Raw genomic sequence first — 26616 nt, 5'->3', positions numbered from 1 at the left:
CGCCTCGCCGCGTTGTCGTCGGTCGCCAATGCGCTGCATTGGGCTCCCTCCTCCGCCTTGCGATGCACGCACCCCAACGCCGCCCCGCCCGCCCTGCGGGCGGACGACGGGAGTTCGAAGACGGACCCTGGGCCCGCCTTCTACGGGAGCGGCAGGACGTGCCGGAGCGCCTCGACGGCGTCCCCGTCACCGTCCACGGCGAGCTCGGTGCGGGCCCCGCGGCCGTAGACGAACAGGACCAGCTCACCCGGTTCGCCGGTGATCCGGACCACCGGGGCGCCGGCCGGACCGACCGTCAGCGACTGCCCGTCCGGGCGGGTCAGCGCGAGCCGCACGGGGGAACGGCGGCCCGCCTCGAACCGCGCGATCATCGGCAGCCGCCGCCACAGGGCCTCGGCCCGGCCGGGCGGGACGGGCCGCACCGCCCGGTCGTCGCCCGCCCGGGCGACGTCCTCGGCGTGCACGAAGTACTCCACGGTGTTCGCCACCTCGTCCGCACCGGGCAGCGCGAACAGCGAGAACACCGGCGGCCCGGCCCGGAACAACCGCACCAGCTCCTCGTACGGGCGCTGCGCGTACCCGTCCTGCACCCGCTGGGTGTGACCGGCCAGGGCGCCGACCCGGATCCCCGCCGCCGCATCGGCCCGGCGTTCCCGGACCACCAGATGCGCGGCCAGGTCCCGGGTACTCCACCCGGCACACAGCGTGGGCGCGTCCGGCCCGGCGGCGGCGAGCAGTTCGGCGAGGCGGTGGCGCTCGGCGAGCGCGTGGTTCGACATGCCGCCAGCCTAGGGCGTGTCCTGTGCGGGCCGGGGCCTTCCCGCTGTCTACGGGTGGAGCGGGGCGGTGAGTTTGGGGCTGCCCTGTTTGTTGCCGGCGGTGAGGGTGCAGGTGTAGTCGCGCCAGCCGTCCTTGTAGTTGGCCAGGGCGGGGCCGAACTGGCGGGGGTAGTAGGTCCGGCCGGGGGGTTGGTGGGATTCGGCGGTGGTCTCGGCGGTCTTGCAGCCGTCGCGCATGGCGAGGGCGAGAGGGATCTCGCCGGTGAGGCCGTCGGGGAGCTGGAGGTTCGCGATGACCTCGCCGTCGTGGTCGCCGGCGCAGGGGCGTTGTTCGGCCTTGGTGATGACGGGGCTGAGCTGGGGGTGGTCGAAGCAGGTGCCGACCGGGAACCAGGCGTACGGGGGTTGCGGCTTGGTGGGGGTGGGGGTGGGGGTCGGGGTGGGGGTGGGGGTCGGGGTGGCCGAGGGCGGGGGCGGGGCGGCGGTGGGCTTCGGGGCGTCCTCGGGCCAGAGCAGCACGGTGGCCACCACCGCGAGCAGTACGGCCAGGACGGCGGCGACGGTGATCACCAGGCTCCGGGGCGGACGGGTGGCGGCGGCTTCGGGCGGCTGCTGCTCGGAGGTCATGGCCCCGAGGATGGACCACCGGGGCCGCCCCCGGCAGGCGGTTGGCGGAACTGACCCCGAACGGGACGCCCGCGAACGGTTCACCGCCCGGACGGAGCGGTTCGCGGCCCGGAGGGGCTGACACAATGGCCCCATGTCCACCACACCCGCCGCCCCCGGCTCCACCGCGCTCGACCCCGCGATCGCCGCCCGCCTCAAGCGCACCGAGGACGGCCTGGTCCCGGCCGTCGCGCAGCAGTACGACACCGGCGAGGTGCTGATGCTGGGCTGGATGGACGACGAGGCGCTGCACCGCACGCTCACCACCGGCCGCTGCACCTACTGGAGCCGCAGCCGCAACGAGTACTGGGTGAAGGGCGACACCTCCGGTCACGTCCAGGCGGTCAAGTCGGTGGCCCTGGACTGCGACGGCGACACCCTGCTGGTGAAGGTCGACCAGAGCGGCGCGGCCTGCCACACCGGCGACCGGACCTGCTTCGACGCCGACGTCCTCCCGCTCTCCTGACCCACCCCGACCACAGCCGACTCCAGAATCCAGAAGGTGCCGCCCCGCATGGACCTCGAAGCCTTCCGCAAGCTCGCCGTCGACACCCGGGTCATCCCCGTCACCCGCAGGCTCCTCGCGGACGGCCTCACCCCGATCGGCCTGTACCGCAGCCTCGCCGAGGAGCGCCCGGGCACCTTCCTGCTGGAGTCCGCCGAGCAGGGCAACTGGTCGCGCTACTCCTTCGTGGGCGTGCACAGCGCCGCCGCGCTGACCGTCGACCCCGACGGCGGAGCCCGCTGGCTGGGCACCCCGCCGGTCGGCATCCCGACCGGCGGCGACCCGCTGGAGGTGCTGCGGGCCGCCCTGGAGGCGCTGCACACCCCGCGGCGCGCCGACGACGGCCTGCCGCCGCTGACCGGCGGCCTGGTGGGCTACCTCGGGTACGACGTCGTCCGCCGCCTGGAGAAGCTGCCGGACCTGAACCCGGACGACCTCGGGCTCCCCGAGCTGACGATGCTGCTGGCCACCGACCTCGCGGTGCTCGACCACTCCGACGGCACGGTGCTGCTGATCGCCAACGCCGTCAACCACAACGACCTGGCGAGCGGCGTGGACGAGGCGTACGCGGACGCGGTGGCGCGCCTGGACGCGATGGAGGCCGGCCTGTTGAAGCCGGTCGACCCGGGCCTGGCGACCTTCACCCCGGCCGGCCCGGGGGAGGTGCACTCGCCGTTCGGCGGGGCGCCGTACCGGGCCGCGGTGGAGGAGGTCAAGGAGCGGATCCGGGCCGGCGAGGCTTTCCAGGTGGTGCCCTCGCAGCGCTTCGAGGCGCCCTGCCCGGCCTCCGCCCTGGACGTCTACCGCGTGCTGCGCACCACCAACCCGAGCCCGTACATGTACCTGTTCCGCTTCCCCGGTCCGGACGGCGGCGCCGAGGGCGGCTTCGACGTGGTCGGCTCCAGCCCGGAGGCGCTGGTCAAGGTCACCGAGGGGGAGGCGATGCTGCACCCGATCGCCGGCACCCGGCACCGCGGCGCGACCCCGCACGAGGACGCGGCGCTGGCCGCCGAGCTGCTCGCCGACCCCAAGGAGCGGGCCGAGCACCTGATGCTGGTCGACCTGGGCCGCAACGACCTGGGGCGGGTCTGCGAGCCGGGCAGCGTCGAGGTGGTCGACTTCATGCAGATCGAGCGCTACAGCCACGTGATGCACATCGTCTCGACGGTGACCGGCAAGGTCGCCCCCGGGCGCAGCGCCTTCGACGTGCTGACGGCCTGCTTCCCGGCGGGCACCCTGTCCGGCGCGCCCAAGCCGCGGGCGATGCGGATCATCGAGGAGCTGGAGCCCACCCGCCGCGGCCTGTACGGCGGCTGCGTCGGCTACCTGGACTTCGCCGGGGACTCCGACACCGCGATCGCGATCCGCACCGCGGTGCTGCGCGACGGCACCGCGTACGTGCAGGCGGGCGCCGGCGTGGTCGCCGACTCGGACCCGCACGGCGAGGACACCGAGTGCCGCAACAAGGCGGCCGCCGTGCTGCGGGCCGTCGCCACCGCCAATACGCTGCGGAGGCCGGAACTGTCCTGAGGCGTGAGGAGGCGGCCGGATGCCCGAGCTGCCGTACGACGAGCTGCCGTACGACGAGCTGCGCTGGGAGGCCGTGTTCGGCGCGGCCGTCCAGATCCGGGGCGAACTCGGGGGCCGGGGACGGGTGTTGTCCAGCGTCCTGATCGACTTCCCGGCCGCGCACGGCCCGCTCGCCCCGGACCTGGTGGTCCTCGCCGCAGGCGCCGTCCACAACGCCCGGGGCCGGTACGCGGCCGCCGCGGCCGAGGTGGTGCTGGAGGTGGCCCACCCCGGCCGCGACCACGCCTGGGCACGGGCCTGCGCGGAGAGCGGCGTGCCGCTGTACGTGGTGGTCGACCCGGCGGCCGCCGCCTGCACCGTGCACACCGCGCCGTCCCCCGGCGGGGTGTACCGGGAGGCCGAACGGGTGCCCTTCGGCAACGACCTGTTCCTGCCGCTGGGCGGGCGCACGGTGGTGCTGCGCACGGACGAGTTCCCCACCCCGGGTACGGCCCGGGGCGTGGCCCGGGGGATAGTGGACGGGTGACCGCTGCAGACCAGACCCCCGCCCCCGCCGCTCCCGCCCCGTCCGGGGCAGGCCGCCGCACGCTCGGCGTGATGCTGCTGCTGACCGTGCTGAGCGCCGTGCTGGTGCTGACCGCGGCCGGGCGGACCTGGGCCGAGGGCCGGGCCGGCACCCTGGACGTCTCCGTCACCGGCGGCAAGATCTCCGAACTGCCCGGCGGGCTGGCCCTGGTGGGCCTGGCCGCGGCCGTCGCGGTGTTCGCGGTGCGCGGCGCGGGCCGGCTCGCGGTCGGCGCGCTGACCCTGCTGGCCGGGCTGGGCGCGGCCGCCGCCTCGGTGGCCGGGGCCTCGGACACCGCCGCGCTGGACAGCGCCGCCTCCGGCAAGCTGGCGCTGGCCGGCTCCACCGCCACCGAGGTGTCGCACACCGGCTGGCCCTGGGTCGCGCTGGCCGGCGGACTGCTGCTCGCCGTGGCCGGGCTGATCACCCTGCGCCACGGCCGCGGCTGGCCGGCCATGGGCAGCCGCTACGAGGCGCCGACCCGCAAGGCCCCGGCGAAGGCCGACACTCCCGGTGACCTGTGGAAGGCCCTGGACCGCGGCGAGGACCCGACCGCCGGGTAGCGTCCACCGCCGTGCGGCGCCGGCCGTGGTGCGGCGCCCGCCGTGGTGTGACGCGATAGACGGGCCACCCGCTTTGGGGGGCCGGTGTGTGGCCCGGCACAATGGGAACCGTCAACCCGCCGGCGGCCCCGCAGGCCCGGCCGGGCCCCGAGAGCCTAGGAGCACCATCGATGTCAGCAGCAGCACACGGCCACAACCCCGCCGCCTGGACCGGCGTCGTCATCTCCTTCGTCGGCTTCGGCATCGCGGGCGTCGCGATGATCCTGCCGTCGCCGCTGCTCGTCTGGGCCGGTCTGGCGGTCGTCCTGGTGGGCGGCATCGTCGGCAAGGCCATGTCGATGGCCGGCATGGGCAAGCAGGCCAGCACCAACGTCTACAAGTCGGTCGCGGAGCAGCACGCCGCCCGTCGGGCGGCCGTCGAGGCCCGCGAGGCCGTCGCCGCCTGACCAGCGGGTATTCGCACAACCGAACGGCGGGCGCGCCACGCCCGCCGTTTCGTTCCGTCCGGGCCCGGCGCGGGCACAATCGGGGCGTGAACGCCGCCCCCACCACCCCCGCCCCGCCGCCCGTGCTGCGCCGGACGGTCCCGCCGCTGGCCGCGCTGGCGGCGGTGGCCGTTCCCGCCGGGTACGTCGCGGCGGTGGACCCGAACGCCCCCGGGCACTACCCCGACTGCCCCTTCCTGGCCGCGACCGGCTGGTGGTGCCCCGGCTGCGGGGGCCTGCGCTGCGTCCACGCGCTGGCCCACGGGGACCTGACCGGCGCGCTGCACGACAACGCGGTGGCCGTCCTGCTGTTCGCGGTGCTGGCACTGCTCTGGCTGCGCTGGGCCTGGGCGGCGCTGACCGGCGGGCCGCCGGTGCGGGTCTCGGTGGGCGCCCGGCGCTGGGCGCTGATCGGCCTGCTGGTGCTGGTGTTCGCGGTGGTGCGGAACCTGCCGGTGGGCGCCGGGCTGGCGCCGCCGGTGGTCTGAGCCGGGCCCGGCGGGCCGGCGCCGACCCGGGGCCGGCCCGGCCCCGGCCGGTGGAGAGCCGGTGAAGCCGCAGCTGAGAGCCGTACCGGGGAGTGTCCCGTTCCGCGAGACGCGGGCCGGGCGGATGCGCTGTGCGCACCCGGGTGCCGATACCATCGAAGGGCCGACGGGCTCCTGCCCGTCCGGCTCGCGCTGGCGAACCAGCAGAAATGATGGGGGCTCCTGAGTGAGTGTGCTCGACTCGATCATCGAAGGGGTCCGCGAGGACCTCGCCGAGCGGCAGGCCCGGGTCTCCCTGGACGAGCTCAAGGCGCTCGCGGCCAAGGCCCCGGAGGCCAAGGACGGCGTCGCCGCCCTCAAGGGCGACGGGATCCGGGTGATCTGCGAGGTCAAGCGCTCCAGCCCGTCCAAGGGCGCGTTGGCCTCGATCGCCGACCCGGCGGCCCTGGCCCGCGACTACGCGGCCGGCGGTGCCGCGGCGATCAGCGTGCTGACCGAGCAGCGCCGCTTCGGCGGGTCGCTCGCCGACCTGGACGCCGTCCGCGCCGAGGTGGACACCCCGCTGCTGCGCAAGGACTTCATCGTCACCGCCTACCAGCTGTGGGAGGCCCGCGCCCACGGCGCCGACCTCGCGCTGCTGATCGTCGCCGCCCTCGACCAGCCGGCCCTGGTGTCGCTGATCGAGCGCGCCGAGTCGATCGGCCTCACCCCGCTGGTCGAGGTGCACGACGAGGAGGAGATCAGGCGCGCGGTGGACGCCGGGGCGCGGATCATCGGCGTCAACGCCCGCAACCTGAAGACCCTCGAAGTGGACCGCAACACCTTCGAGAACGTCGCCCACGCCATTCCGGACGGCATCGTCAAGATCGCCGAGTCCGGTGTGCGCGGCCCGCTGGACGTGATCAGCTACGCCAACCTGGGCGCCGACGCGGTGCTGGTCGGCGAGTCCCTGGTGACCGGCAAGGACCCGCGGGCCGCGGTCGCCGACCTGGTCGCGGCCGGTGCCCACCCCGCCGTCCGGCACAAGGACTGACACCGCCCCGATGAAGATCGCCACCCGACTCGCCCCCGGCTGCCGCCCGCGCGGCTGCCGCGCGCCCGCACGCCGGGTGCTGGGGCGTCGGGTGCGGTACGTGATCGGGTGCGAGCCCGGTCAGGTACCCGGACGGCGATGGCGCACGACGCGCGGCTGAACCAGCCGAACCAGACGTCACCGTCATCCATCTCCGTCAAGGGAAACCACATGTCCGAGAAGGACTACCTGCCCGGCGCCCAGGTGCCGGACGCCCGCGGCTACTTCGGCGCGTACGGCGGCCGCTTCATCCCCGAGGCGCTGGTCGCCGCGGTCGAGCAGGTCGCCGAGGAGTACGAGAAGGCCAAGACCGACCCGGCCTTCACCGCCGAGCTGGACGGGCTGCTCAAGGACTACACCGGGCGCCCGAGCCCGCTGACCGACGTGCACCGCTTCTCCGCCGAGGCGGGCGGCGCGCGGATCCTGCTCAAGCGCGAGGACCTCAACCACACCGGCTCGCACAAGATCAACAACGTGCTGGGCCAGGCCCTGCTCACCCGGCGGATGGGCAAGACCCGGATCATCGCCGAGACCGGCGCCGGCCAGCACGGGGTGGCCACCGCCACCGCCTGCGCCCTGTTCGGCTTCGACTGCACCATCTACATGGGCGAGGTCGACACCGAGCGCCAGGCGCTCAACGTCGCCCGGATGCGGATGCTCGGGGCCGAGGTCGTCGCGGTCAAGTCCGGCTCGCGGACGCTCAAGGACGCCATCAACGAGGCCTTCCGCGACTGGGTCGCCAACGTCGACTCCACCCACTACCTGTTCGGGACGGTCGCCGGGCCGCACCCCTTCCCGATGATGGTCCGCGACTTCCACCGGGTCATCGGCGTCGAGGCGCGCCAGCAGGTGCTGGACCGGACCGGGCGGCTGCCCGACGCGGTCGTGGCCTGCGTCGGCGGCGGCTCCAACGCGATGGGCATCTTCCACGAGTTCATCCCGGACGCCGGCGTGCGGCTGATCGGCTGCGAGGCGGCCGGCGAGGGCGCCGACACCCCCCGCCACGCGGCCACCCTGACCAAGGGCGACCCCGGCGTGCTGCACGGCTCCCGGACGTACGTCCTCCAGGACGAGGACGGGCAGACCATCGAGTCGCACTCCATCTCGGCCGGGCTGGACTACCCCGGCGTCGGGCCGGAGCACGCCTGGCTCAAGGACACCGGGCGGGCCGAGTACCGGCCGGTCACCGACGACGCGGCGATGCAGGCGCTGCGGCTGCTCTCCCGCACCGAGGGGATCATCCCGGCCATCGAGAGCGCCCACGCGCTGGCCGGCGCGCTGGAGCTGGGCCGCGAACTCGGACCGGAGGCGACCATCCTGGTCTCGCTCTCCGGGCGCGGCGACAAGGACATGCACACCGCGGCCCAGTACTTCGGGCTCTACGACGCGCCGGCCGGTTCCGGCGATGCGGCCGGCGGCGCGGCCGAGGGGGGTAAGTGATCATGGCTTCGAAGCTGAGCACCGTGCTGGCGGCGGCCAAGGCCGAGGACCGGGCCGCGCTGATCGGGTACCTCCCGGCCGGGTTCCCCACGGTCGACGGCGGGATCCGGGCGGTCGACGCGCTGATCGAGGGCGGCTGCGACGTCGTCGAGATCGGACTGCCGCACTCCGACCCGGTCCTGGACGGGGCCGTGATCCAGACCGCGGACGACATCGCGCTGCGGGGCGGGGTGCGGATCAAGGACGTGCTGCGGACCGTCCAGGAGGCGGCCGCCGCCCACCCGGGGACGGCGGTGCTGGTGATGACCTACTGGAACCCGGTCGACCGGTACGGGGTGGCGCGCTTCGCGGCCGACCTGGCCGCCGCGGGCGGGGCGGGGTGCATCCTGCCGGACCTCCCGGTGGAGGAGTCCGAGGAGTGGCGCAAGGCGGCGGACGAGCACGGGCTGGACACCGTGTTCGTGGTCGCGCCGAGCAGCAAGGACGCGCGGCTGGCGGAGGTCACGGCGGCCGGGAGCGGCTTCGTCTACGCGGCCGCCGTCATGGGGGTGACCGGGACGCGGTCGGCGGTGGGCTCGCTGGCCGAGGACCTGGTCGCCCGGACCCGGGCCACCACCGACCTGCCGGTCTGCGTCGGGCTCGGCGTCTCCGACGCCGTGCAGGCGGCCGAGGTCGCCCGGTTCGCGGACGGGGTGATCGTCGGCTCCGCGTTCGTGAAGCGGATCCTGGAGGCCGGTGCGGACGAGGCCGCCGGACTGGCCGCGGTCCGCGCGCTGGCCGGGGAGCTGGCGCAGGGCGTGCGCAGGCGCTGACCCGCCGCAGCAGTCGTCGGCCGGCGGCCCGTTCCCCCTCCGGGGGGAGCGGGCCGCCGGCTTTTCCGTCGGCGTCAGCGGCGCGGCGGCCCCGAACGGGTGAAGAGCGCGGGCGACACGCATCAGGCGGGGTTGACCGGCGTTGAGTGGAGGGACGAGTGCACGAACCACGTCTACGGGGGTGGCCGGGCTAGCGAAGGGGTGAGCGGGTGGCTGGGCTTCATCGGGCCGTGCTGCTGCGGGCGGCGGCGGCCGCGCTGGCTCTGGGGGCCGCGGTCGGCGCGCACACCGAGGTGGGGCAGGCCCTGGCCAAGCGGGGGGCGGAGCGGGCCGAGCGGGAGGCGGTGGCCTGTGCGGAGGCGGCGCGCTGGGACGCGGCGGAGCGGGCCGCGCGGGGGCGGCACGAGGGGCGGCCGGAGCTGTTCGACCCGGGGCGGATGCAGGGATGCCGGTGACGTAGGGGTGTTCGAGGGAATCGGACGGAACGTCACTCGTCCGGCTTAATTCGTGAATCCGGAGGAACCGGTCTTCATCCCTTACGGTTCGTCAGGAAGTGAACGAGTTTCCCGAGGGGGGTTCCCTGATGGCGGGGCCGGCAGTGCAGTCCGGTGGCTCCGCGCCCGCGCCGCGGCGGGTGCCGGTCCGGAGCGAGTGGATCGGTACGGCCGCGCGGCTCGGCCTGGCCGTGGTCTGGGGGTGGGCCGGGCTGGCGAAGATCGCCGACCCGGCGGAGGCGGCCCAGGCGGTGCGGGCGTACGAGATCCTGCCCGAGGGCCTGGTCAAACCGATCGGCTACGGGCTGCCCTTCCTGGAGCTGGCGCTCGCCCTGCTGCTGGTGATCGGCCTCGGCGTCCGCCTGCTCGCCGGGGTGTCGGCGCTGCTGCTGCTCGCCTTCATCGCCGGGATCGCCTCGGCCTGGGCGCGCGGGATCTCGATCGACTGCGGCTGCTTCGGCGGCGGAGGGCACGTCGACGCCTCGCAGACCGAGTACCTGCAGGAGATCCTCCGCGACACCGGCTTCCTGCTGCTGGCCGGGTTCCTGCTGTGGCGGCCCCGCACCCGGCTCTCGGCCGACGGCTGGTTGGCGAGCTGACCCGTCCGGCCATTCCCATCCCCGCACCCGACGAAGGCCCCCAGACCGTGGATGTCAAGGCAATGAGCGAGAAGAACCGAGAAGGCAAGCGCACCGCCCGCGAGCGGATGCTGGAGCAGCGGGCGGCCGAGGAGGCCGGCTCGCGGCGCAGGAAGAAGCTGGTCGTCGGCGGAGCGGTGCTCGTGGTGATCGCCGCCGCGGTCGTCACCGGCGTGCTGGTGCAGAACCAGCGCTCCAAGCCGGAGACCCCGACCGCCGCCCCGGCCGGGACGATCGGTGACAAGAACCTGGTCATCCCGGTCGGCGCGAGCAACGCGCCGTCGGTGCTCACCGTGTACGAGGACCCGCGCTGCCCGGCCTGCGGGATCTTCGAGCGCGAGTTCTCGGCGACCATCGACCAGCTCGAGGACGCCGGGAAGATCTACACCAACGCCCACGTGGTGTCGTTCATCGACCGCGCGGTGCCGGGCAAGGGCTCGAAGAACGGGGCCAACGCCCTGGCCTGTGCCCAGGACGCCGGGCACTTCCGGGACTACCACGACGTGCTCTACCGCAACCAGCCGGACGAGACCAACGACGCCTTCGGGAACAAGGCGGTGCTGCTCAACCTGGCCAAGCAGGTGGGGGGGCTGGACACGCCGGAGTTCCAGGCCTGCGTCAACGACAACAAGTACGGCGGATGGGTGTCGGCGGTGCAGCAGGACTTCGACAAGTCCAGCTACAAGTCCACCCCGACGGTGCTGCTCAACGGCCAGCCGATCTACCCGAAGAACGGCAACGAGGAGATCACCCCGGCGAACCTGGTGAAGTGGGTGGACGCCGCCAACCAGGGCAAGCAGCTCGGGACGGCGGGCACGAACGGTCAGACCCCGGCGCCCACCGCCGCCGCCTCGGAGGCCAACAACCCCTCGCCGTCGGCCGGCTGAGCGCGTCCGGCCGCCGCCCCCTCCCGATGCGGGAGGGGGCGGCGGCGTTCGTTGTTCGGTATCTGTGACCCCGGGGGTGTCGGATGGGGCCGCCGGACCCTGTAGCGTCGGAACTGCCATGGATATCGCCTACATTCCCAGCCCGTCGCGGGGGGTCCTGTACCTCGGACCGATCCCGCTGCGCGCCTACGCCTTCTGCATCATCCTCGGGGTCGTCGCGGCCGTCTGGCTCGGCAGCAAGCGCTGGGTCGCCCGGGGCGGTGCCAAGCACACCGTCGGTGACATCGCCGTGTGGGCCGTGCCCTTCGGCCTCGTCGGCGGCCGGCTGTACCACGTGATCACCGACCACCAGCTCTACTTCGGCGAGGGGAAGAACCCCTGGAACGCCTTCAAGATCTGGGAGGGCGGCCTCGGCATCTGGGGCGCGGTCGCGCTCGGCGCGGTCGGCGCCTGGATCGGCTGCCGCCGCCGGGGCGTGCCGCTGCCCGCCTACGCCGACGCCATCGCGCCGGGCATCGTGCTCGCCCAGGCGATGGGCCGCTGGGGCAACTACTTCAACCAGGAGCTGTACGGGCGGGCCACCACGCTGCCGTGGGGCCTGGAGATCCACAAGACGCTGCCCGACGGCGAGGTCGTGAACGGGGTCTTCCACCCGACCTTCCTGTACGAGTCGATCTGGGACGTGGCCGTCGCGCTGCTGGTGATCTGGGCGGACCGGCGCTGGCGGCTGGGCCACGGCCGGGCCTTCGCGCTGTACGTCGCCGCGTACACGGTGGGCCGGTTCTGGACCGAGTGGCTGCGGATCGACGAGGCGCACGTCTACTTCGGCCTGCGGCTGAACGACTGGACCTCGATCGTGGTGTTCATCGGCGCCGTCGTGTACTTCGTGGTCGTCGGGAAGAAGCGGCCCGGCCGGGAGGACCCGGCGAGCATCGACCCGGCGGCGCACGCCGAGGCCCAGGAGAAGGACGCGGCCCAGGAGGAGGACGCGGCGCCGAAGAAGGCGGAGGCGGCCGTTCCGAAGCCGAGCGAGACGGTGGACGGGGAGAAGCCGTCTCGACTGCTGGACGAAAAGGCGGCGGCCGAACCGGCCGACGAGGGCGCCGAGAAGGCCGGCAAGGACGCCAAGAACCCGATCTGACCAGGGACTTCCCCGCAACTGAGGCCACCCTTGCGAAGGGTGGCCTCAGTGCTGTTCGGACAGCCTTACTTTGCTGGAAATGCGCAGGTCAACGGGGCTACGGTCAGGTCGACGAACGAAAGACGGAGGGGAAGTACCGTGACTGCGAGCACCCTGGAAGCCGAGCCCGCCCAGCACCCGCGGATACCTGCGGCCGACCACCACCGGGACGTCAACGGCGGCTGGCTGCGGCCCGCGGTGTTCGGGGCGGTGGACGGCCTGGTGTCGAACTTCGCGCTGATGACCGGTGTGGTCGGCGGCGCGGCCTCCAGCAGCACGGTGATCCTCACCGGCCTGGCGGGCCTGGCGGCCGGTGCCTGCTCGATGGCGGCGGGGGAGTACACCTCGGTGGCCTCCCAGCGGGAGCTGGTGCAGGCCGAGATCGAGGCCGAGCGGCTGGAGCTGAGCCGCAACCCGCACGGCGAGCTGGCCGAGCTGGCGCAGGTGTACGTCTCGCGCGGGGTGGACCCGGAGCTCGCCCACGAGGTGGCCCGGCAGCTGTCCCGGGACCCGGAGCTGGCGCTGGAGGTGCACGCCCGGGAGGAGCTGGGGATCGACCCCAACGACCTGCCCTCCCCGCTGGTCGCGGCCGGCTCGTCCTTCCTGTGCTTCGCGCTGGGCGCGCTGCTGCCGCTGCTGCCGTACCTGCTGGGGGCGACCACGCTGCTGCCGGCGATGCTCCTGGCGGGGCTGGGGCTGTTCCTGTGCGGCGCGGTGGTGGCCCGGGTGACGGCGCGCAGCTGGTGGTTCAGCGGGCTGCGGCAGCTGGTGCTGGGCGGGGCCGCGGCCGGGGTGACGTACCTGCTGGGGTGGCTGATCGGCGGGCACGTCGGCTAGGGCCGACGCGGTGGTGCACGGCGGCAGGGCTGCATGACTATGCCGGGCAGTGGGTGACGTTTCACACATGGACGTCGCGCGCTGCCCGGCATCGTCTCATCATCCGGGCCTCTGAGCCGGGGATTCGCATCCGGGGAGCCCGGTCCCGGGATGGATTCCCAGGCGGTCAAGATCGGCTCGTGTGGCGATCCGGTTTCGCCCCTGTTTCAGGCCGGGGGCGGCCGGGCACAATCGTCGGGACGTGCACTGTGGCACGTCCTCTTCTCCGGCCCCCTGACCTGCGCGTCCGTCCGCCATGTGGACGGGATATTCCGCTTCTCGGGATCCTGGGCATCATGTAACTTGCACGACATCGATTCACCGCATCAGGGCCAACGTCGTCCCTACTTGCACCAACTTGCCGAAAGACGACGACGGGAGAGCCGATGCTGTCTGCATCCATGCACTCCGCCAACGAGCCCCAGGCCGGCGCCGCCCGCCAGCCGTACGCGCTCGTGCCGGATGCGCGACCTGCTGCTCAGGGCCTGTACGACCCGCGGAACGAGCACGACGCCTGCGGCGTCGGTTTCGTCGCCACGCTGACCGGCATCGCCGACCACACCATCGTCGAGCAGGCGCTGAACGTCCTGCGCAACCTGGAGCACCGGGGCGCCACCGGCGCCGAGCCGGACTCCGGTGACGGCGCGGGCATCCTGACCCAGGTCCCGGACGCGTTCCTGCGCGGCAAGGTCGACTTCGAGCTCCCGGCCGCCGGCTCCTACGCGGTGGGCATCGCCTTCCTCCCGGACGAGGACGAGGCCGCCGGTGCCGCCGTCGCGCGGATCGAGGCCATCGCGGCCGAGGAGGACCTGACCGTCCTCGGCTGGCGCGACGTGCCGGTCACCCCGGACCTGCTCGGCGCCACCGCGCGCAGCGTGATGCCGCGCTTCCGGCAGGTCTTCTTGGCCCAGGAGGGCCGGTCGGGGATCGAGCTGGACCGCGTCGCCTTCGTCGTCCGCAAGCGGGCCGAGCGCGAGGCCGGGGTGTACTTCCCGTCGCTGTCCGCCCGCACCATCGTCTACAAGGGCATGCTGACCACCGGCCAGCTGGAGCCCTTCTTCCCCGACCTGTCGGACCGCGGCTACGCGTCCGCCATCGGCCTGGTGCACTCGCGGTTCTCCACCAACACCTTCCCGAGCTGGCCGCTCGCCCACCCGTACCGCTTCGTCGCGCACAACGGCGAGATCAACACGGTGAAGGGCAACCGCAACTGGATGCGGGCCCGGGAGTCGCAGCTCGCGACGGACCTGATCCCAGGGGACCTGTCGCGGATCTTCCCGATCTGCACGCCGGACCACTCGGACTCCGCGTCCTTCGACGAGGTCCTGGAACTGCTGCACCTCGGCGGCCGCTCGCTGCCGCACTCGGTGCTGATGATGATCCCGGAGGCGTGGGAGAACCACGCCACCATGGAGCCGGCCCGCCGCGCCTTCTACCAGTACCACTCCAACCTGATGGAGCCCTGGGACGGCCCGGCCTGCGTCACCTTCACCGACGGCACCCAGATCGGCGCCGTGCTCGACCGCAACGGCCTGCGCCCGGCCCGCTACTGGATCACCGAGGACGGCCTGGTCGTCCTCTCCTCCGAGGTCGGCGTGCTCGACATCGACCAGGAGAAGGTCACCCGGAAGGGCCGCCTCCAGCCCGGCCGGATGTTCCTGGTGGACACCGTCCAGGGCCGGATCGTCGAGGACGAGGAGATCAAGTCCGCCCTCGCCGCCGAGCACCCCTACCAGGAGTGGGTCGGCGCCGGGCAGATCCAGCTCGCCAAGCTGCCCGAGCGCGAGCACATCGCCCACACCCACGCCTCCGTCACCCGCCGCCAGCAGACCTTCGGCTACACCGAGGAGGAGCTGCGCGTCATCCTGGCGCCGATGGCCAGGACCGGCGCCGAGGCGCTCGGCTCGATGGGCACCGACTCGCCGATCGCCGCCCTGAGCGAGAAGCCGCGGCTGCTCTTCGACTACTTCGTGCAGCTCTTCGCTCAGGTCACCAACCCGCCGCTGGACGCCATCCGCGAGGAGCTCGTCACCTCGCTGCTGTCCAACCTCGGCCCCGAGGGCAACCTGCTGGTCGCCGAGTCCGCCTCCTGCCGCTCCGTCGGCATCACCTTCCCGGTGATCGACAACGACGAGCTGGCCAAGCTGGTCCACGTCAACGCCGACGGCGACCAGCCCGGCCTGAAGGCCGTCACGCTGTCCGGCCTGTACAAGGTCGCCAGCGGGGGAGCGGGCCTGGCCGCGCGGCTGGCGGAGATCGCCGCCGAGGCCGACGCCGCGATCGCCGACGGTGCCCGGATCATCGTGCTCTCCGACCGGCACTCCGACGCCGAGCACGCCCCGATCCCCTCGCTGCTGCTCACCTCCGCGATCCACCACCACCTGATCCGCACCAAGCAGCGCACCCAGGTGTCGCTGCTGGTCGAGGCCGGTGACGTGCGCGAGGTGCACCACGTCGCGCTGCTGATCGGCTACGGCGCCGGGGCCGTCAACCCCTACCTGGCGATGGAGTCGGTCGAGGACCTGGTCGCGCAGGGCGTCTTCATCCAGGGCGTCGAGGCCGAGAAGGCGATCAAGAACCTGATCAAGGCGCTCGGCAAGGGCGTGCTCAAGGTGATGTCCAAGATGGGCATCTCCACCGTCGCCTCCTACCGCGGCGCCCAGGTCTTCGAGGCCATCGGCCTCTCCCAGGGCCTGGTCGACGCCTACTTCGCCGGCACCACCAGCAAGCTCGGCGGCATCGGGCTGGAGGAGGTCGCCAAGGAGACCGCCGCCCGGCACGCCAAGGCGTACCCGGCCTCCGGCATCCCGGCCGCGCACCGCGCGCTGGACATCGGCGGCGAGTACCAGTGGCGCCGCGAGGGCGAGCCCCACCTGTTCGACCCGGACACCGTCTTCCGGCTCCAGCACTCCACCCGCAACCGCCGCTACGACATCTTCAAGCAGTACACGGACCGGGTGAACGAGCAGTCCGAGCGGCTGATGACGCTGCGCGGCCTGTTCCAGCTGGACGGCCTCGACCGGGAGCCGATCCCGGTGGAGGAGGTCGAGCCGGTCTCCGAGATCGTCAAGCGCTTCTCCACCGGCGCGATGTCGTACGGCTCCATCTCGCTGGAGGCCCACGAGACCCTCGCCATCGCGATGAACCGCCTCGGCGGCAAGTCCAACACCGGCGAGGGCGGCGAGGACCCGGACCGCCTGTACGACCCCGAGCGCCGCTCGGCGATCAAGCAGGTCGCCTCCGGCCGCTTCGGCGTCACCTCCGAGTACCTGGTCAACGCCGACGACATCCAGATCAAGATGGCCCAGGGCGCCAAGCCCGGCGAGGGCGGCCAGCTGCCCGGCCACAAGGTCTACCCGTGGGTCGCCAGGACCCGGCACTCCACCCCGGGCGTCGGCCTGATCTCGCCGCCGCCGCACCACGACATCTACTCGATCGAGGACCTGGCCCAGCTGATCCACGACCTCAAGAACGCCAACCCGGCGGCCCGCATCCACGTGAAGCTGGTCTCCGAGGTCGGCGTGGGAACGGTCGCGGCCGGCGTCTCCAAGGCGCACGCCGACGTGGTGCTGGTCTCCGGCCACGACGGCGGCACCGGCGCCTCGCCGCTCACCTCGCTCAAGCACGCCGGCGGCCCCTGGGAGCTCGGCCTCGCCGAGACCCAGCAGACGCTGCTGCTGAACGGGCTGCGCGACCGCATCGTCGTCCAGACCGACGGCCAGTTGAAGACCGGCCGCGACGTGGTCATCGCCGCGCTGCTCGGCGCCGAGGAGTTCGGCTTCGCCACCGCCCCGCTGGTCGTCTCCGGCTGCATCATGATGCGCGTCTGCCACCTGGACACCTGCCCGGTCGGCGTCGCCACCCAGAACCCGGTGCTGCGCGAGCGCTTCTCCGGCAAGCCCGAATTCGTGGTCAACTTCTTCGAGTTCATCGCCGAGGAGGTCCGGGAGATCCTGGCCTCGCTGGGCTTCCGCTCGATCGAGGAGGCCGTCGGCCGCGCCGAGCACATCAACGCCCAGGCCGCCGTGGACCACTGGAAGGCCGCCGGGCTCGACCTGGCCCCGCTCTTCCACGTGCCCGAGCTGCCCGAGGGCGCCGCCCGGCACCGCACCACCGAGCAGGACCACGCGCTGGACAAGGCCCTGGACAACCAGCTGATCACGCTGGCCGAGGACGCCCTGGAGCGCGGCGAGTCGGTGCGGATCCAGCTGCCGGTCCGCAACGTCAATCGCACCGTCGGCACCATGCTCGGCCACCAGGTGACCAAGCGGTACCGCGGCGAGGGCCTGCCGGAGGGGACCATCGACGTCACCCTCACCGGCTCCGCCGGACAGTCCTTCGGCGCCTTCGTGCCGAAGGGGATCACCCTGCGGCTGGAGGGCGACGCCAACGACTACGTGGGCAAGGGGCTCTCGGGCGGCGTGGTCGTCGTCCGCCCGGCCCGCGAGGCCGCGGCCATCGGCAACGACGCCCAGAACCACGTCATCGCCGGGAACACCATCGGCTACGGCGCCACCTCCGGCCGGATCCACCTGCGCGGCAAGGCCGGTGAGCGCTTCGCCGTCCGCAACTCCGGCGCCACCCTCGTCGTCGAGGGCGTCGGCGACCACGGCCTGGAGTACATGACCGGCGGCCGGGTCGTCATCCTCGGCGAGACCGGACGCAACCTCGCGGCCGGCATGTCCGGCGGTGTCGCGTACGTCCTGGACCTGCGCCCCGCCAACGTCAACGACGGCATGGTGGGCATCGAGGCCCCGACCGCCGCCGACCGCGAATGGCTGCGCGAGACCGTGCAGCAGCACTACGAGGAGACCGGCTCCACCGTCGCCGCCGAGCTCCTGGCCGACTGGGGCAGCGGGGTCTCCCGCTTCTCCACGATCATGCCGACCGACTACAAGGCAGTGCTCGCCGCCAAGGACGCCGCCGAGCGCGACGGTCTCTCCGAGACCGAGACCACTCGCAAGATGATGGAGGCGGCACATGGCTGACCCCAAGGGCTTCCTGACCACGCCCAAGCAGCTGGCGGAGCGCCGCCCGGTCGACGTGCGGATCAAGGACTGGAACGAGGTCTACGTCGAGCGCAGCCTCCTGCCGATCATCACGAAGCAGGCCGGCCGCTGCATGGACTGCGGCATCCCGTTCTGCCACAACGGCTGCCCGCTCGGGAACCTCATCCCCGAGTGGAACGACCTCGCCTACCGCGAGGACTTCACCGGCGCCATCGAGCGGCTGCACGCCACCAACAACTTCCCGGAGTTCACCGGGCGGCTGTGCCCGGCGCCCTGCGAGTCGGCGTGCGTGCTCGGCATCAACCAGGACGCGGTGACCATCAAGAACGTCGAGGTCACCATCATCGACAAGGCCTGGGACCGCGGCGGGGTCACCCCGCAGGTCCCGGAGCGCCTCTCCGGCAAGACCGTCGCCGTCGTCGGCTCCGGCCCGGCCGGCCTGGCCGCCGCCCAGCAGCTCACCCGGGCCGGGCACACCGTGGTGGTGTACGAGCGCGCCGACCGGATCGGCGGACTGCTGCGCTACGGCATCCCCGAGTTCAAGATGGAGAAGCGCCACATCAACCGCCGCATCGAGCAGATGCGGGCCGAGGGCACCCGCTTCCGCACCGGCGTGCACGTCGGCGAGGACATCACCGGGCAGGACCTGCGGTCGCGCTTCGACGCCGTGGTGATCGCCGCCGGCGCCACCACCGCCCGCGACCTGCCGGTGCCCGGACGCGAGCTCAAGGGCGTCCACCAGGCGATGGAGTACCTGCCGCTGGCCAACAAGGTCCAGGAGGGCGACCTCGTCGACTCCCCGATCAGCGCCAAGGGCAAGCACGTGGTCGTCATCGGCGGCGGCGACACCGGCGCCGACTGCGTCGGCACCGCCCACCGCCAGGGCGCCCTCTCCGTCACCCAGCTGGAGATCATGCCGCGCCCCGGCGAGGAGCGGCCCGGCCACCAGCCCTGGCCCACCATGCCGATGACCTACAAGGTCACCTCCGCGCACGAGGAGGGCGGCGAGCGGATCTACTCCGTCAACACCACCCGCTTCACCGGCGACGAGGACGGCAACGTCCAGGAACTGCACCTGGTCGAGGTCGAGTTCAAGGACGGCCGGTTCGAGCCCGTGCCCGGCACCGAGCGGGCCCTGCCGGCCCAGCTGGTCACCCTGGCCATGGGCTTCACCGGGACGGACGTGAAGAACGGCCTGGTCGAGCAGCTCGGCGTCGACCTCGACACACGCGGTAACATTGGCCGCGACGGCCGGTTCGCCACCAATGTCGATGGCGTGTACGTCTGCGGAGACGCCGGCCGTGGCCAGTCACTGATCGTCTGGGCCATCGCGGAAGGCCGTTCGGCCGCCGCCGCGGTGGACAAGCACCTGGGCGGCAAGACCCCGCTTCCCGCCCCGATCCGGCCCACCGACCGCCCCCTGGTGGTCTGACGGCCGACGGTCCGACCGGCCCACCCCGAACCCCCGGCGCCGCATCGCCGGGAGCTCAACCCGCTGCCCCCGCCAGCGTCGCCGGGCCAACGCGGTCTCCTGGCGCCTGCCCTCTTCCCCGACCAGTTGGAGGGCGGGCGCCGTCGCGTTCCCGAAGGTGCTCCCTTCGCGTTCCCGGAGGCGTTCCTCTTCGCGTCCCCGAACGCGTTCCCGAAGGCGTTCCCGAAGGCGTTCCCGAACGCGTTCCCGGGGGGTCGCCGGGGCTTCCCGGCGGGTTCCGCAGCGCGTTCCCAGGCTCCTCTCACCCGAGCCCCGCCGGGGCTCTCACCCACCCCTTACCAGGGCTCCCACCTGCACTCCCACCCGCACCCGCGTGCGTACACCGACGGTCGCCTCACAGCTTTCTCCCAGGCTTCGCACCGCGACCGGAATGCGACCCGGCACGGGCTGTTGTTCGTCAGTGCCAGGTGGCAGACTGCGGCCGACGGCCGGGGGGCTGCACGAGTGCGGAGGTTGACTTCGATGGGCACGACTCAGGCAGGCGGAGGCGCCACCGTACGGCGCCTGCTGCTCGGCAGCCAGCTGCGCAAGCTCCGCGAGACCAGAGGCGTCAGCCGCGAGGAGGCCGGGTACTCGATCCGCGCCTCCGAGTCCAAGATCAGCCGGATGGAACTCGGCCGGGTCGGCTTCAAGGAACGCGACGTCGCCGACCTGCTCACCCTCTACGGCGTCGACGCCGAACAGGAACGGGCCAACGTCCTCGGCCTCGTCCGGGAGGCCAACGCCACCTCCTGGTGGCACGACTACGGCGACGTGCTGCCCGCCTGGTTCCAGAACTACCTCGGCCTGGAAGAGGCCGCCGCCGAGATCCGCAGCTACGAGGTCCAGTTCGTGCACGGGCTGCTGCAGACCGCCGACTACGCCCGCGCCGTCGTCCACGCCGGCTGCCACGGCCTCCGCGACGACGAGGTCGAACGCCGGGTCGAGGTGCGGCGCAAGCGCCAGGACCTGCTCACCGCCGACCACCCGCCGCACCTGTACGCCGTCCTCGACGAGGCCGCGCTGCGCCGCCCCTGGGGCGGGCCCGAGCTGATGCGCGGCCAGCTCGACACCCTCCTCCAGCTCTCCGAACTGCCCAACGTGCGCCTCCAGGTGCGCCCGCTCGGCGGCGCCGCGCTGAGTGCCGAGAGCGGTGCTTTCAGCGTGCTGGGCTTCGCCGAGGCCGAACTCGCCGACGTCGTCTACCTGGAGCAGTTCACCACCGCCCTCTACGTGGACAAGCCCGCCGAGGTCGCCTCGTACCGGCAGGCCATGGACGGACTGGTCGCCGAGAGCCTCGGACCCGAACGGACCCGCGATCTTCTGCTCTCCGTACGCCAAGAGCTTTGACACATCAGTACGATGAGCTCCCATCAGGTCGGGCACGAGAGGGATCAGATGTCGTACTTCTCCGAGTTGGCGCTGCAGTACATCGACGGCGAATGGTGCAGCGGCAGCGGCTCCTGGGACATCGTCGACGTCGACCCCTACACCGGGGACAAGCTGGCCACCATCACCGTGGCCACCGTCGCCGAGGTCGACCGGGCCTACCGCGCCGCCGAGCGCGCCCAGCGCACCTGGGCCGCCACCAACCCCTACCAGCGCCGCCTGGTCTTCGAGCGGGCGCTGCGGCTGCTGGAGGAGCGCGAGGGCGAGATCGTCCGGGCCGTGATGGCCGAACTCGGCGGCACCGCGCTCAAGGCCGGCTTCGAACTCTCCCTGGTCAAGGACGTGCTGCGGGAGTGCCTGCACCTGTCGGTGGCCACCGAGGGCCGGCTGCTGCCCTCGCCCGCCCCCGGCAAGGAGAACCGCCTCTACCGGCTGCCGGTCGGCGTGGTCGGCGTGATCAGCCCGTTCAACTTCCCGCTGTTCCTCGGCCTCAAGGCGATCGGCCCGGCGCTCGCCCTCGGCAACGGCGTGGTGCTCAAGCCGCACCAGGAGACCCCGATCGTCGGCGGCAGCCTGATCGCCAAGCTCTTCGAGGACGCGGGCCTGCCGCCCGGCCTGCTCAACGTCGTCATCACCGACATCGCGGAGATCGGCGACAGCTTCCTGGAGCACCCGGTGCCCAAGGTGATCTCCTTCACCGGCTCCGACCAGATCGGCCGGCACGTCGCCACCGTCGCCGCCGCGCACTTCAAGCGGACGGTGCTGGAACTCGGCGGCAACAGCGCGCTGATCGTCCTGGACGACGCCGACGTCGACTACGCCGTGGACGCCGCCGTGTTCAGCCGCTTCGTCCACCAGGGCCAGGTCTGCATGGCCGCCAACCGGGTGCTGGTGGACCGGCGGGTGCTCGCCGAGTTCACCGAGAAGTTCGTCGCCAAGATCGCCTCGCTGACCGTCGGCGACCCCCGGGACCCGGCCACCCACATCGGCCCGCTGATCAACGCCGTCCAGGCCGACGCCATCAACGCCCAGGTCGACCAGGCCGTCGCCGGCGGCGCCACCGCGCTGCTCCGCGGGGCCACGGCCGGCAGCCTGATGGCGCCCACCGTGCTCACCGGCCTGGCCGAGGACGCGCCCATCCTGCAGCGCGAACTCTTCGGCCCGGTCGTCCTGCTGGTGCCCTTCGACGGCGAGGAGGAGGCCGTCCGGCTGGCCAACCACACGCCCTTCGGGCTCAGCGGCGCGGTGCACACCGCGGACGTCGAGCGCGGGGTGCGGGTCGCCCAGCGGATCGAGACCGGCATGATCCACGTCAACGGCGGGACCATCGCGGACGAGCCCGGGGTGCCCTTCGGCGGGGAGAAGAACTCCGGCCTCGGGCGGCTCAACGGGGAGTACACGGTGGACGCCTTCACCACGGTGAAGTGGATCTCGGTGCAGCACGGGCGGGCGCAGTTCCCGTTCTAGGCGCTCCCGTTCCGTGCGTTCCCGTTCCGTGCGTTCCCGTTCCGGGAGGTGCGGGCGCTCACGCGGCCCTGGCCTCCCGGCGGTAGCCGCCGGGGGCCAGCCCGAACTCCCGCTTGAACGCCTTCGCGAAGGCGTACTCCGAGCCGTACCCGGTCCTCGCGGCCACCGCCGTCAGCGGCGCCTCCGACTCGCGCAGCAGCCGGGCGGCGGTGGTCATCCGCCAGCGGGTCAGGTACGCCATCGGGGGCTCGCCCACCAGCGAGGTGAAGCGGCGGGCGAAGGCGGCCCGGGACAGGCCCGCCCGCTCCGCCAGGGATTCCACCGTCCACGGGGTCGACGGAGCCTCGTGGATGGCCGCCAGGGCGGGCGCCACCGCGGCGTCCCGCAGCGCGGCCGCCCAGCCCGCGGAGTCCGCGGCGGGGCGGTCCTCGAACCAGGCCCGCAGGATGTACAGCAGCAGCGAGTCGATCAGCGCCGGGACGATGCCGGCCGAGCCGATCCGCGGGTTCTCCAGCTCGGCGCCCAACAGCTGGACGGCGGCCGCCAGTTCGGGGTGCCGACCGTGCCGGGTCGGCAGCTGGATCAGGGCCGGCAGCTGGCGGACCATCGGGTGCGGCCGGGCCTGGTCCAGGTGGTAGTTGCCGCACAGCAGGCTGGTGCGGGCGCCGTCCCCGCCGATCGTCACGGTGCCGATCGGCGAGCCGTCCTCCACCCGGCAGGCCCGGGCGTCCACCGGCGGGGTGTCCGGGCTGTCCGCCAGGACGTGGCCCCGGGCGTCCCGCAGGAACACGACGTCCCCCGGGCTGAGCGGCACCGGGGCGCCCCCGATCTCCGGATCCACCGGGACCAGCCAGCAGGTGCCGTACAGCACCACGTGGAAGCCCGCCCCCACCACCGGGGGCAGCCGCAGCGCCCACGGCGCCCGGCCCTCGGTGCGCACGGACGCGGGGTGCGCCGTGCGCATCGACGCCAGTGCCTCGCTCAGGATGTCCACGACCCGCCCCCGGTGTTGTTCGTCGCCACGCCTCAGTCGACGGTCAGGACGACCTTGCCCCGGACGCTACCGGAGCCGACCAGCTCGTGCGCCCGGGCCGCCTCGTCGAGCGGGAACGACGCGGCGACGTGCGGGCGGATCCGGCCCTCGTCCACCAGCGCGGCGAGCGCCTCCAGGGAGGCGTAGTCGGGCTCGACGGAGACGCCCGCGAAGGTCCGCCCGGCGGCCTCGATCTCGGCGGCCAGCCCCTGGTTCCAGTGCTCCATGATGCTGACCAGCGTGCCGCCCGGCTTGAGCACCGCCAGGGCGCGGGTCCCCTCGGAGGAGGAGTCGAGGACGACGTCGACGTCGGAGACGGCCTCGGTGTAGTCGGTGGTCCGGTAGTCGATCACCTCGTCGGCGCCGAGCTCCCGCAGGAAGGCGTGCTTGGGCTCGCTCGCCAGCGCGATCACGTACGCGCCCCGGGCCTTGGCGATCTGCACGGCGAGGTGGCCGACGCCGCCGGCCGCGCGGTGCACCAGCACCCGGTCGCCCTCGCCGACCCCCGCCCGGTCGACCAGGCCCTGCCAGGCGGTCAGCGCGGCCAGCGGCAGCGCGGCGGCCTCGGCGTGGTCCAGGGAGGCGGGCTTGCGGGCCAGTTGGCGGGACGGCGCGGCCACGTACTCGGCGTACGCGCCGGCGGCCCGGGGGAAGAACGGCATCCCGTACACCTCCTCGCCGACCCGGTAGCGGGCGCCGGGGGCGGCCTCCTCGACCACCCCGGAGACGTCCCAGCCCACCGTGAACGACGGCTCGCCGAGCAGCGGGAGCGCCCCGGAGCGCACCGCCAGGTCCACCGGGTTCACCCCGGCCGCCTTCACCCGCACCAGCACCTCGCCGCTGCGCAGCGTCGGACGCTCCACCTCGGCCACCCGCAGGACCTCCGGGCCGCCGAACTCCTTCTGCACGATCGCACGCATCGCCACTCACCCTCGTCCGGTCCACCACCGGCCCCCCGTGGGGCCGTTCTCGATGTGTTCAACGGTAGGGAGACCGGACGAGCGGATGAATATCCCCAAGTCTTCGCTGGATGTCCGATCGTCTCGCCGGAGGAGCGGATCAGACGGGGTAGCGGACCAGGGCGTCGATCGCCGGGCGGAGTAGTCGAACGGTACGGGCCCCCGCGCCGCCGGTGGCGGTGCGGGGGCCCGATGAGGAGCGGGTGCGACGGGAAGCCGTGACTAGAACACCGGCTGGCCGGCGCGGACGAGGCGCCAGGAGTTGGTGAAGAAGTCGGCGGGGTCGATGACGCCCTTGGCCTTGACCCAGGCGATCATGGTGTTGCGGATCTCGTCGGAGTTCGTCCAGACCACCTTGGCGGTGGCGACGTGCGGGAAGTTGCCGCCGCCGTTGGCGCGGTAGTTGTTGACCGCGAACACGAACTGGGCGGTGGGGTCGATCGGCTTGCCCTGGTAGGACAGGTTGACGATCCGGCTGCCCTTGGGCTGGGCGATGTCGATGTCGTAGCTCAGGCCGTAGACCGAGTCGTAGTTGTAGTCCGGGGTGGTCTCGGCGCCGGTCATGGCGTTCTTGTCGACCGGGGCGCCCGGGGCGAGCTGGTAGTAGTACTTGGCCGAGAACTCCAGGTAGTCCTTGAGCTGGGCGCCCGTCAGGACGCGGGCCTCCAGGGTGTTCTCGTAGATGTACAGGCCGGCCGCGTCGCGCAGCTTGACCTGGCCGGCCGGGATCAGCGCGGTGCGGTTGAACGGGGCGGCCTGGGCCAGGACCGGGAGGTTGGCGTACTGCCCGCCCGCCAGCGCGGCCTTGACGGCGTCGGCCTGGACCTTGCCGATCAGGTCGATGATCGGGGTGGCCTTGAACCGGGCCTCGGCGATCGACAGTTCGATCTTGCTGGTGCCGATGTTCTGGTTGACGTACGCGACGGTCTTCCTGTGCTGCTCGAGGATCGCGTTGCTGATCTCCGGGTTCTCCGGCACGGTGTTGGAGTTCAGCACCCGGGAGGAGACCGAGGCGACCTTCCAGTGGCCGTCGACGAACTCGACCTCGAAGTCGAAGCAGCTCAGGCGCTGGCCCCAGCACAGCGGCTCGGAGAGCACGACCGTCTTGCCGGTCTTCTTGTTGACGAGGAGACGCTGGGCGACCTCCTTGTGGGTGTGGCCCACCAGCACCGCGTCGATGTCCGGGACGGTCTGGGCCATCTCGCCGGAGGCGTCCTCGGGCCAGGGCAGCTGGTCGCCGTAGGTGGTCGGCTCGTCGATGCCGGAGTGGGCGGAGACCACGATGACGTCCGCGCCCGCGGCCTTCATCCGGGGCACGTACTTGGCGGCGGTCTCGACGATGCCCGGGAAGACCATCTGCCCGGCCACGTTGGCCTTGTCCCAGATCGCGATGCCGGGGTTGGTGAGGCCGAGGATGCCGACCTTGATCGGGGTGTCCTCGTCCAGCCACACCTCCTTGATCACGTACGGCTTGAAGGCCGGCTTCTCGTTCTTCGCGTGCAGGGCGTTGGCGCCGAGCAGCGGGAACTCCAGCTGGTCCTCGAAGGCCTTCACGGTGGGGATGCCGTAGTTGAACTCGTGGTTGCCGAGCGCGGCGGCGTCGTAGCCCATGAGGTTCATGGCGACGGCCATCGGGTGGTCCGGCACGTTGTCGCCGTCGGTGGCGATCGGCTCGACCCGGGCGTAGTAGTAGGACAGCTGGGTGCCCTGGATGATGTCACCGGAGTCGATGAGCAGGCAGCGGTCCCAGCCCTTCTCCTCGCGGACCTGGTTGGCCAGGGTGGAGATCTTGGCGAGGCCGACCGCGTTGTGGGCCTGGTCGACGTACTCGGCGTCGGTGAAGTAGTCCCAGTTGAGGACCCGGCCGTGCAGGTCGGTGGTGCCCATGACGGTGAAGGCCTGGCGGCGGGGCTGCTTCTTCTTGCCCTTGGCGGCCGCCGTGTCCGGCTCGGCGGCCGCGGCGGCGGGGGCGGCGGCGACGACGGCTCCGCCGGTCAGGGCGGCGCCGGCGGCGGTGGCGGCGGACCGGGTGACGAAGTCACGGCGGTTCAGCGACATGGACGACTCTCCCGAGTGGGGAACGACGGCGGATGGGCCGTCAAGTGGTGTGCGGATGAGGTGCGTGGCGCGTCCGCGAGAGCGGTGACGCGCGTAGAAGGACGCGCGTAGAAGTGTGCCGTGCGAGCCGGGCCGCTGGATAGCCCTCCGACGTTTCCAACAGGTGAGATCTTGGCGACTCGTTCGTGACCGGGATGGGCGGAGAAAGGGGTGGTACCGGGGCGGGACGGTCGAATTCCGGCCACCCCGT

Annotated in this window: 24 protein-coding genes; 19 read left to right on the top strand and 5 right to left on the bottom strand. The window is 72.7% G+C overall.

Annotated elements, in window-relative coordinates:
• Positions 1-140 precede the first annotated feature (140 nt).
• Together ACFY2K_RS35870 and ACFY2K_RS35865 are read right to left on the bottom strand one after the other, a co-directional pair.
• On the bottom strand, positions 141-779 hold the full coding sequence (locus tag ACFY2K_RS35870; protein ID WP_375893340.1) for a TIGR03085 family metal-binding protein: 639 nt from the start codon (positions 777-779) through the stop codon (positions 141-143).
• A 48-nt stretch (positions 780-827) separates the two neighbouring features.
• Positions 828-1406: a hypothetical protein gene (locus tag ACFY2K_RS35865; protein ID WP_380527008.1), complete on the bottom strand. Its 579-nt coding sequence runs from the start codon at positions 1404-1406 to the stop codon at positions 828-830.
• 133 nt (positions 1407-1539) lie between these two features.
• Between ACFY2K_RS35865 and hisI the strand changes: the two genes are divergently transcribed.
• The 19 genes from hisI (at position 1540) to ACFY2K_RS35770 (ending at position 22316) form a co-directional block, all read left to right on the top strand.
• Entirely contained in the window at positions 1540-1911 is a 372-nt protein-coding gene (gene hisI / locus ACFY2K_RS35860; protein WP_387716848.1) for a phosphoribosyl-AMP cyclohydrolase, read from the top strand.
• A gap of 48 nt (positions 1912-1959) precedes the next feature.
• Complete coding sequence (locus ACFY2K_RS35855; RefSeq protein WP_380527010.1) at positions 1960-3480, top strand: anthranilate synthase component I; 1521 nt, start codon at positions 1960-1962, stop codon at positions 3478-3480.
• 19 nt (positions 3481-3499) lie between these two features.
• Positions 3500-4006 carry a Uma2 family endonuclease gene (locus tag ACFY2K_RS35850; RefSeq protein WP_387716846.1) on the top strand — a complete coding sequence of 169 codons (507 nt, stop codon included), beginning with the start codon at positions 3500-3502 and terminating at the stop codon, positions 4004-4006.
• Positions 4003-4608: a TIGR02234 family membrane protein gene (locus tag ACFY2K_RS35845; RefSeq protein ID WP_375893348.1), complete on the top strand. Its 606-nt coding sequence runs from the start codon at positions 4003-4005 to the stop codon at positions 4606-4608. The genes ACFY2K_RS35850 and ACFY2K_RS35845 overlap by 4 nt, the downstream gene beginning before the upstream one ends.
• Before the next feature lie 170 nt (positions 4609-4778).
• Entirely contained in the window at positions 4779-5054 is a 276-nt protein-coding gene (locus ACFY2K_RS35840) for an HGxxPAAW family protein (RefSeq protein WP_375893350.1), read from the top strand.
• Between the two features lie 86 nt (positions 5055-5140).
• Positions 5141-5581: a DUF2752 domain-containing protein gene (locus ACFY2K_RS35835; RefSeq protein ID WP_375893351.1), complete on the top strand. Its 441-nt coding sequence runs from the start codon at positions 5141-5143 to the stop codon at positions 5579-5581.
• A gap of 226 nt (positions 5582-5807) precedes the next feature.
• Positions 5808-6614 (top strand): indole-3-glycerol phosphate synthase TrpC, encoded by an 807-nt coding sequence (gene trpC / locus ACFY2K_RS35830; RefSeq protein WP_375893352.1) that lies wholly within the window; start codon positions 5808-5810, stop codon positions 6612-6614.
• Positions 6615-6624: 10 nt separating this feature from the next.
• Positions 6625-6774, top strand: coding sequence for a tryptophan biosynthesis modulator TrpM (gene trpM / locus ACFY2K_RS35825; RefSeq protein ID WP_375893354.1), 150 nt, complete (start codon positions 6625-6627; stop codon positions 6772-6774).
• 50 nt (positions 6775-6824) lie between these two features.
• Positions 6825-8093, top strand: a complete 1269-nt coding sequence (trpB, locus tag ACFY2K_RS35820; RefSeq protein WP_375893356.1) for a tryptophan synthase subunit beta — start codon at positions 6825-6827, stop codon at positions 8091-8093.
• A 2-nt stretch (positions 8094-8095) separates the two neighbouring features.
• A complete protein-coding gene (gene trpA, locus ACFY2K_RS35815) occupies positions 8096-8905 on the top strand; it encodes a tryptophan synthase subunit alpha (protein ID WP_380527018.1) in 810 nt (269 codons plus the stop codon).
• 209 nt (positions 8906-9114) lie between these two features.
• Positions 9115-9360: a hypothetical protein gene (locus tag ACFY2K_RS35810; RefSeq protein WP_380398152.1), complete on the top strand. Its 246-nt coding sequence runs from the start codon at positions 9115-9117 to the stop codon at positions 9358-9360.
• Positions 9361-9488: 128 nt separating this feature from the next.
• Positions 9489-9998: a MauE/DoxX family redox-associated membrane protein gene (locus tag ACFY2K_RS35805; RefSeq protein ID WP_380527020.1), complete on the top strand. Its 510-nt coding sequence runs from the start codon at positions 9489-9491 to the stop codon at positions 9996-9998.
• A 62-nt stretch (positions 9999-10060) separates the two neighbouring features.
• Positions 10061-10924 (top strand): DsbA family protein, encoded by an 864-nt coding sequence (locus tag ACFY2K_RS35800; protein WP_375893364.1) that lies wholly within the window; start codon positions 10061-10063, stop codon positions 10922-10924.
• 118 nt (positions 10925-11042) lie between these two features.
• Positions 11043-12065 (top strand): prolipoprotein diacylglyceryl transferase, encoded by a 1023-nt coding sequence (lgt, locus tag ACFY2K_RS35795; protein ID WP_375893366.1) that lies wholly within the window; start codon positions 11043-11045, stop codon positions 12063-12065.
• Positions 12066-12203: 138 nt separating this feature from the next.
• Positions 12204-12941 (top strand): VIT1/CCC1 transporter family protein, encoded by a 738-nt coding sequence (locus ACFY2K_RS35790; protein ID WP_375893368.1) that lies wholly within the window; start codon positions 12204-12206, stop codon positions 12939-12941.
• Between the two features lie 440 nt (positions 12942-13381).
• Positions 13382-17968, top strand: coding sequence for a glutamate synthase large subunit (gene gltB, locus ACFY2K_RS35785; RefSeq protein ID WP_375893444.1), 4587 nt, complete (start codon positions 13382-13384; stop codon positions 17966-17968).
• Positions 17961-19421, top strand: a complete 1461-nt coding sequence (locus tag ACFY2K_RS35780) for a glutamate synthase subunit beta (RefSeq protein ID WP_375893370.1) — start codon at positions 17961-17963, stop codon at positions 19419-19421. Before gltB ends, ACFY2K_RS35780 begins: the two co-directional genes overlap by 8 nt.
• 522 nt (positions 19422-19943) lie before the next feature.
• Positions 19944-20810: a helix-turn-helix domain-containing protein gene (locus ACFY2K_RS35775; RefSeq protein ID WP_375893372.1), complete on the top strand. Its 867-nt coding sequence runs from the start codon at positions 19944-19946 to the stop codon at positions 20808-20810.
• A 48-nt stretch (positions 20811-20858) separates the two neighbouring features.
• Positions 20859-22316 (top strand): aldehyde dehydrogenase family protein, encoded by a 1458-nt coding sequence (locus ACFY2K_RS35770; protein ID WP_375893446.1) that lies wholly within the window; start codon positions 20859-20861, stop codon positions 22314-22316.
• A 58-nt stretch (positions 22317-22374) separates the two neighbouring features.
• On the opposite strand, the gene ACFY2K_RS35765 is transcribed toward ACFY2K_RS35770, so the two are convergent.
• The 3 genes from ACFY2K_RS35765 to ACFY2K_RS35755 form a co-directional block, all read right to left on the bottom strand.
• Positions 22375-23310 carry an AraC family transcriptional regulator gene (locus ACFY2K_RS35765; protein ID WP_375893374.1) on the bottom strand — a complete coding sequence of 312 codons (936 nt, stop codon included), beginning with the start codon at positions 23308-23310 and terminating at the stop codon, positions 22375-22377.
• 32 nt (positions 23311-23342) lie between these two features.
• Positions 23343-24269 carry an NADP-dependent oxidoreductase gene (locus ACFY2K_RS35760; RefSeq protein ID WP_375893376.1) on the bottom strand — a complete coding sequence of 309 codons (927 nt, stop codon included), beginning with the start codon at positions 24267-24269 and terminating at the stop codon, positions 23343-23345.
• 261 nt (positions 24270-24530) lie between these two features.
• The gene (locus ACFY2K_RS35755; RefSeq protein WP_380593757.1) at positions 24531-26366 is read right to left on the bottom strand and encodes a bifunctional metallophosphatase/5'-nucleotidase; all 1836 of its coding nucleotides are present in this window, start codon (positions 26364-26366) and stop codon (positions 24531-24533) included.
• Positions 26367-26616 lie beyond the last annotated feature (250 nt).

Origin of the sequence: Kitasatospora sp. NPDC001309 (genome assembly GCF_042896295.1) — a bacterium.
Taxonomy (GTDB): Bacteria; Actinomycetota; Actinomycetes; order Streptomycetales; family Streptomycetaceae; genus Kitasatospora.
This window is presented reverse-complemented; position numbering and strand designations above follow the sequence as displayed.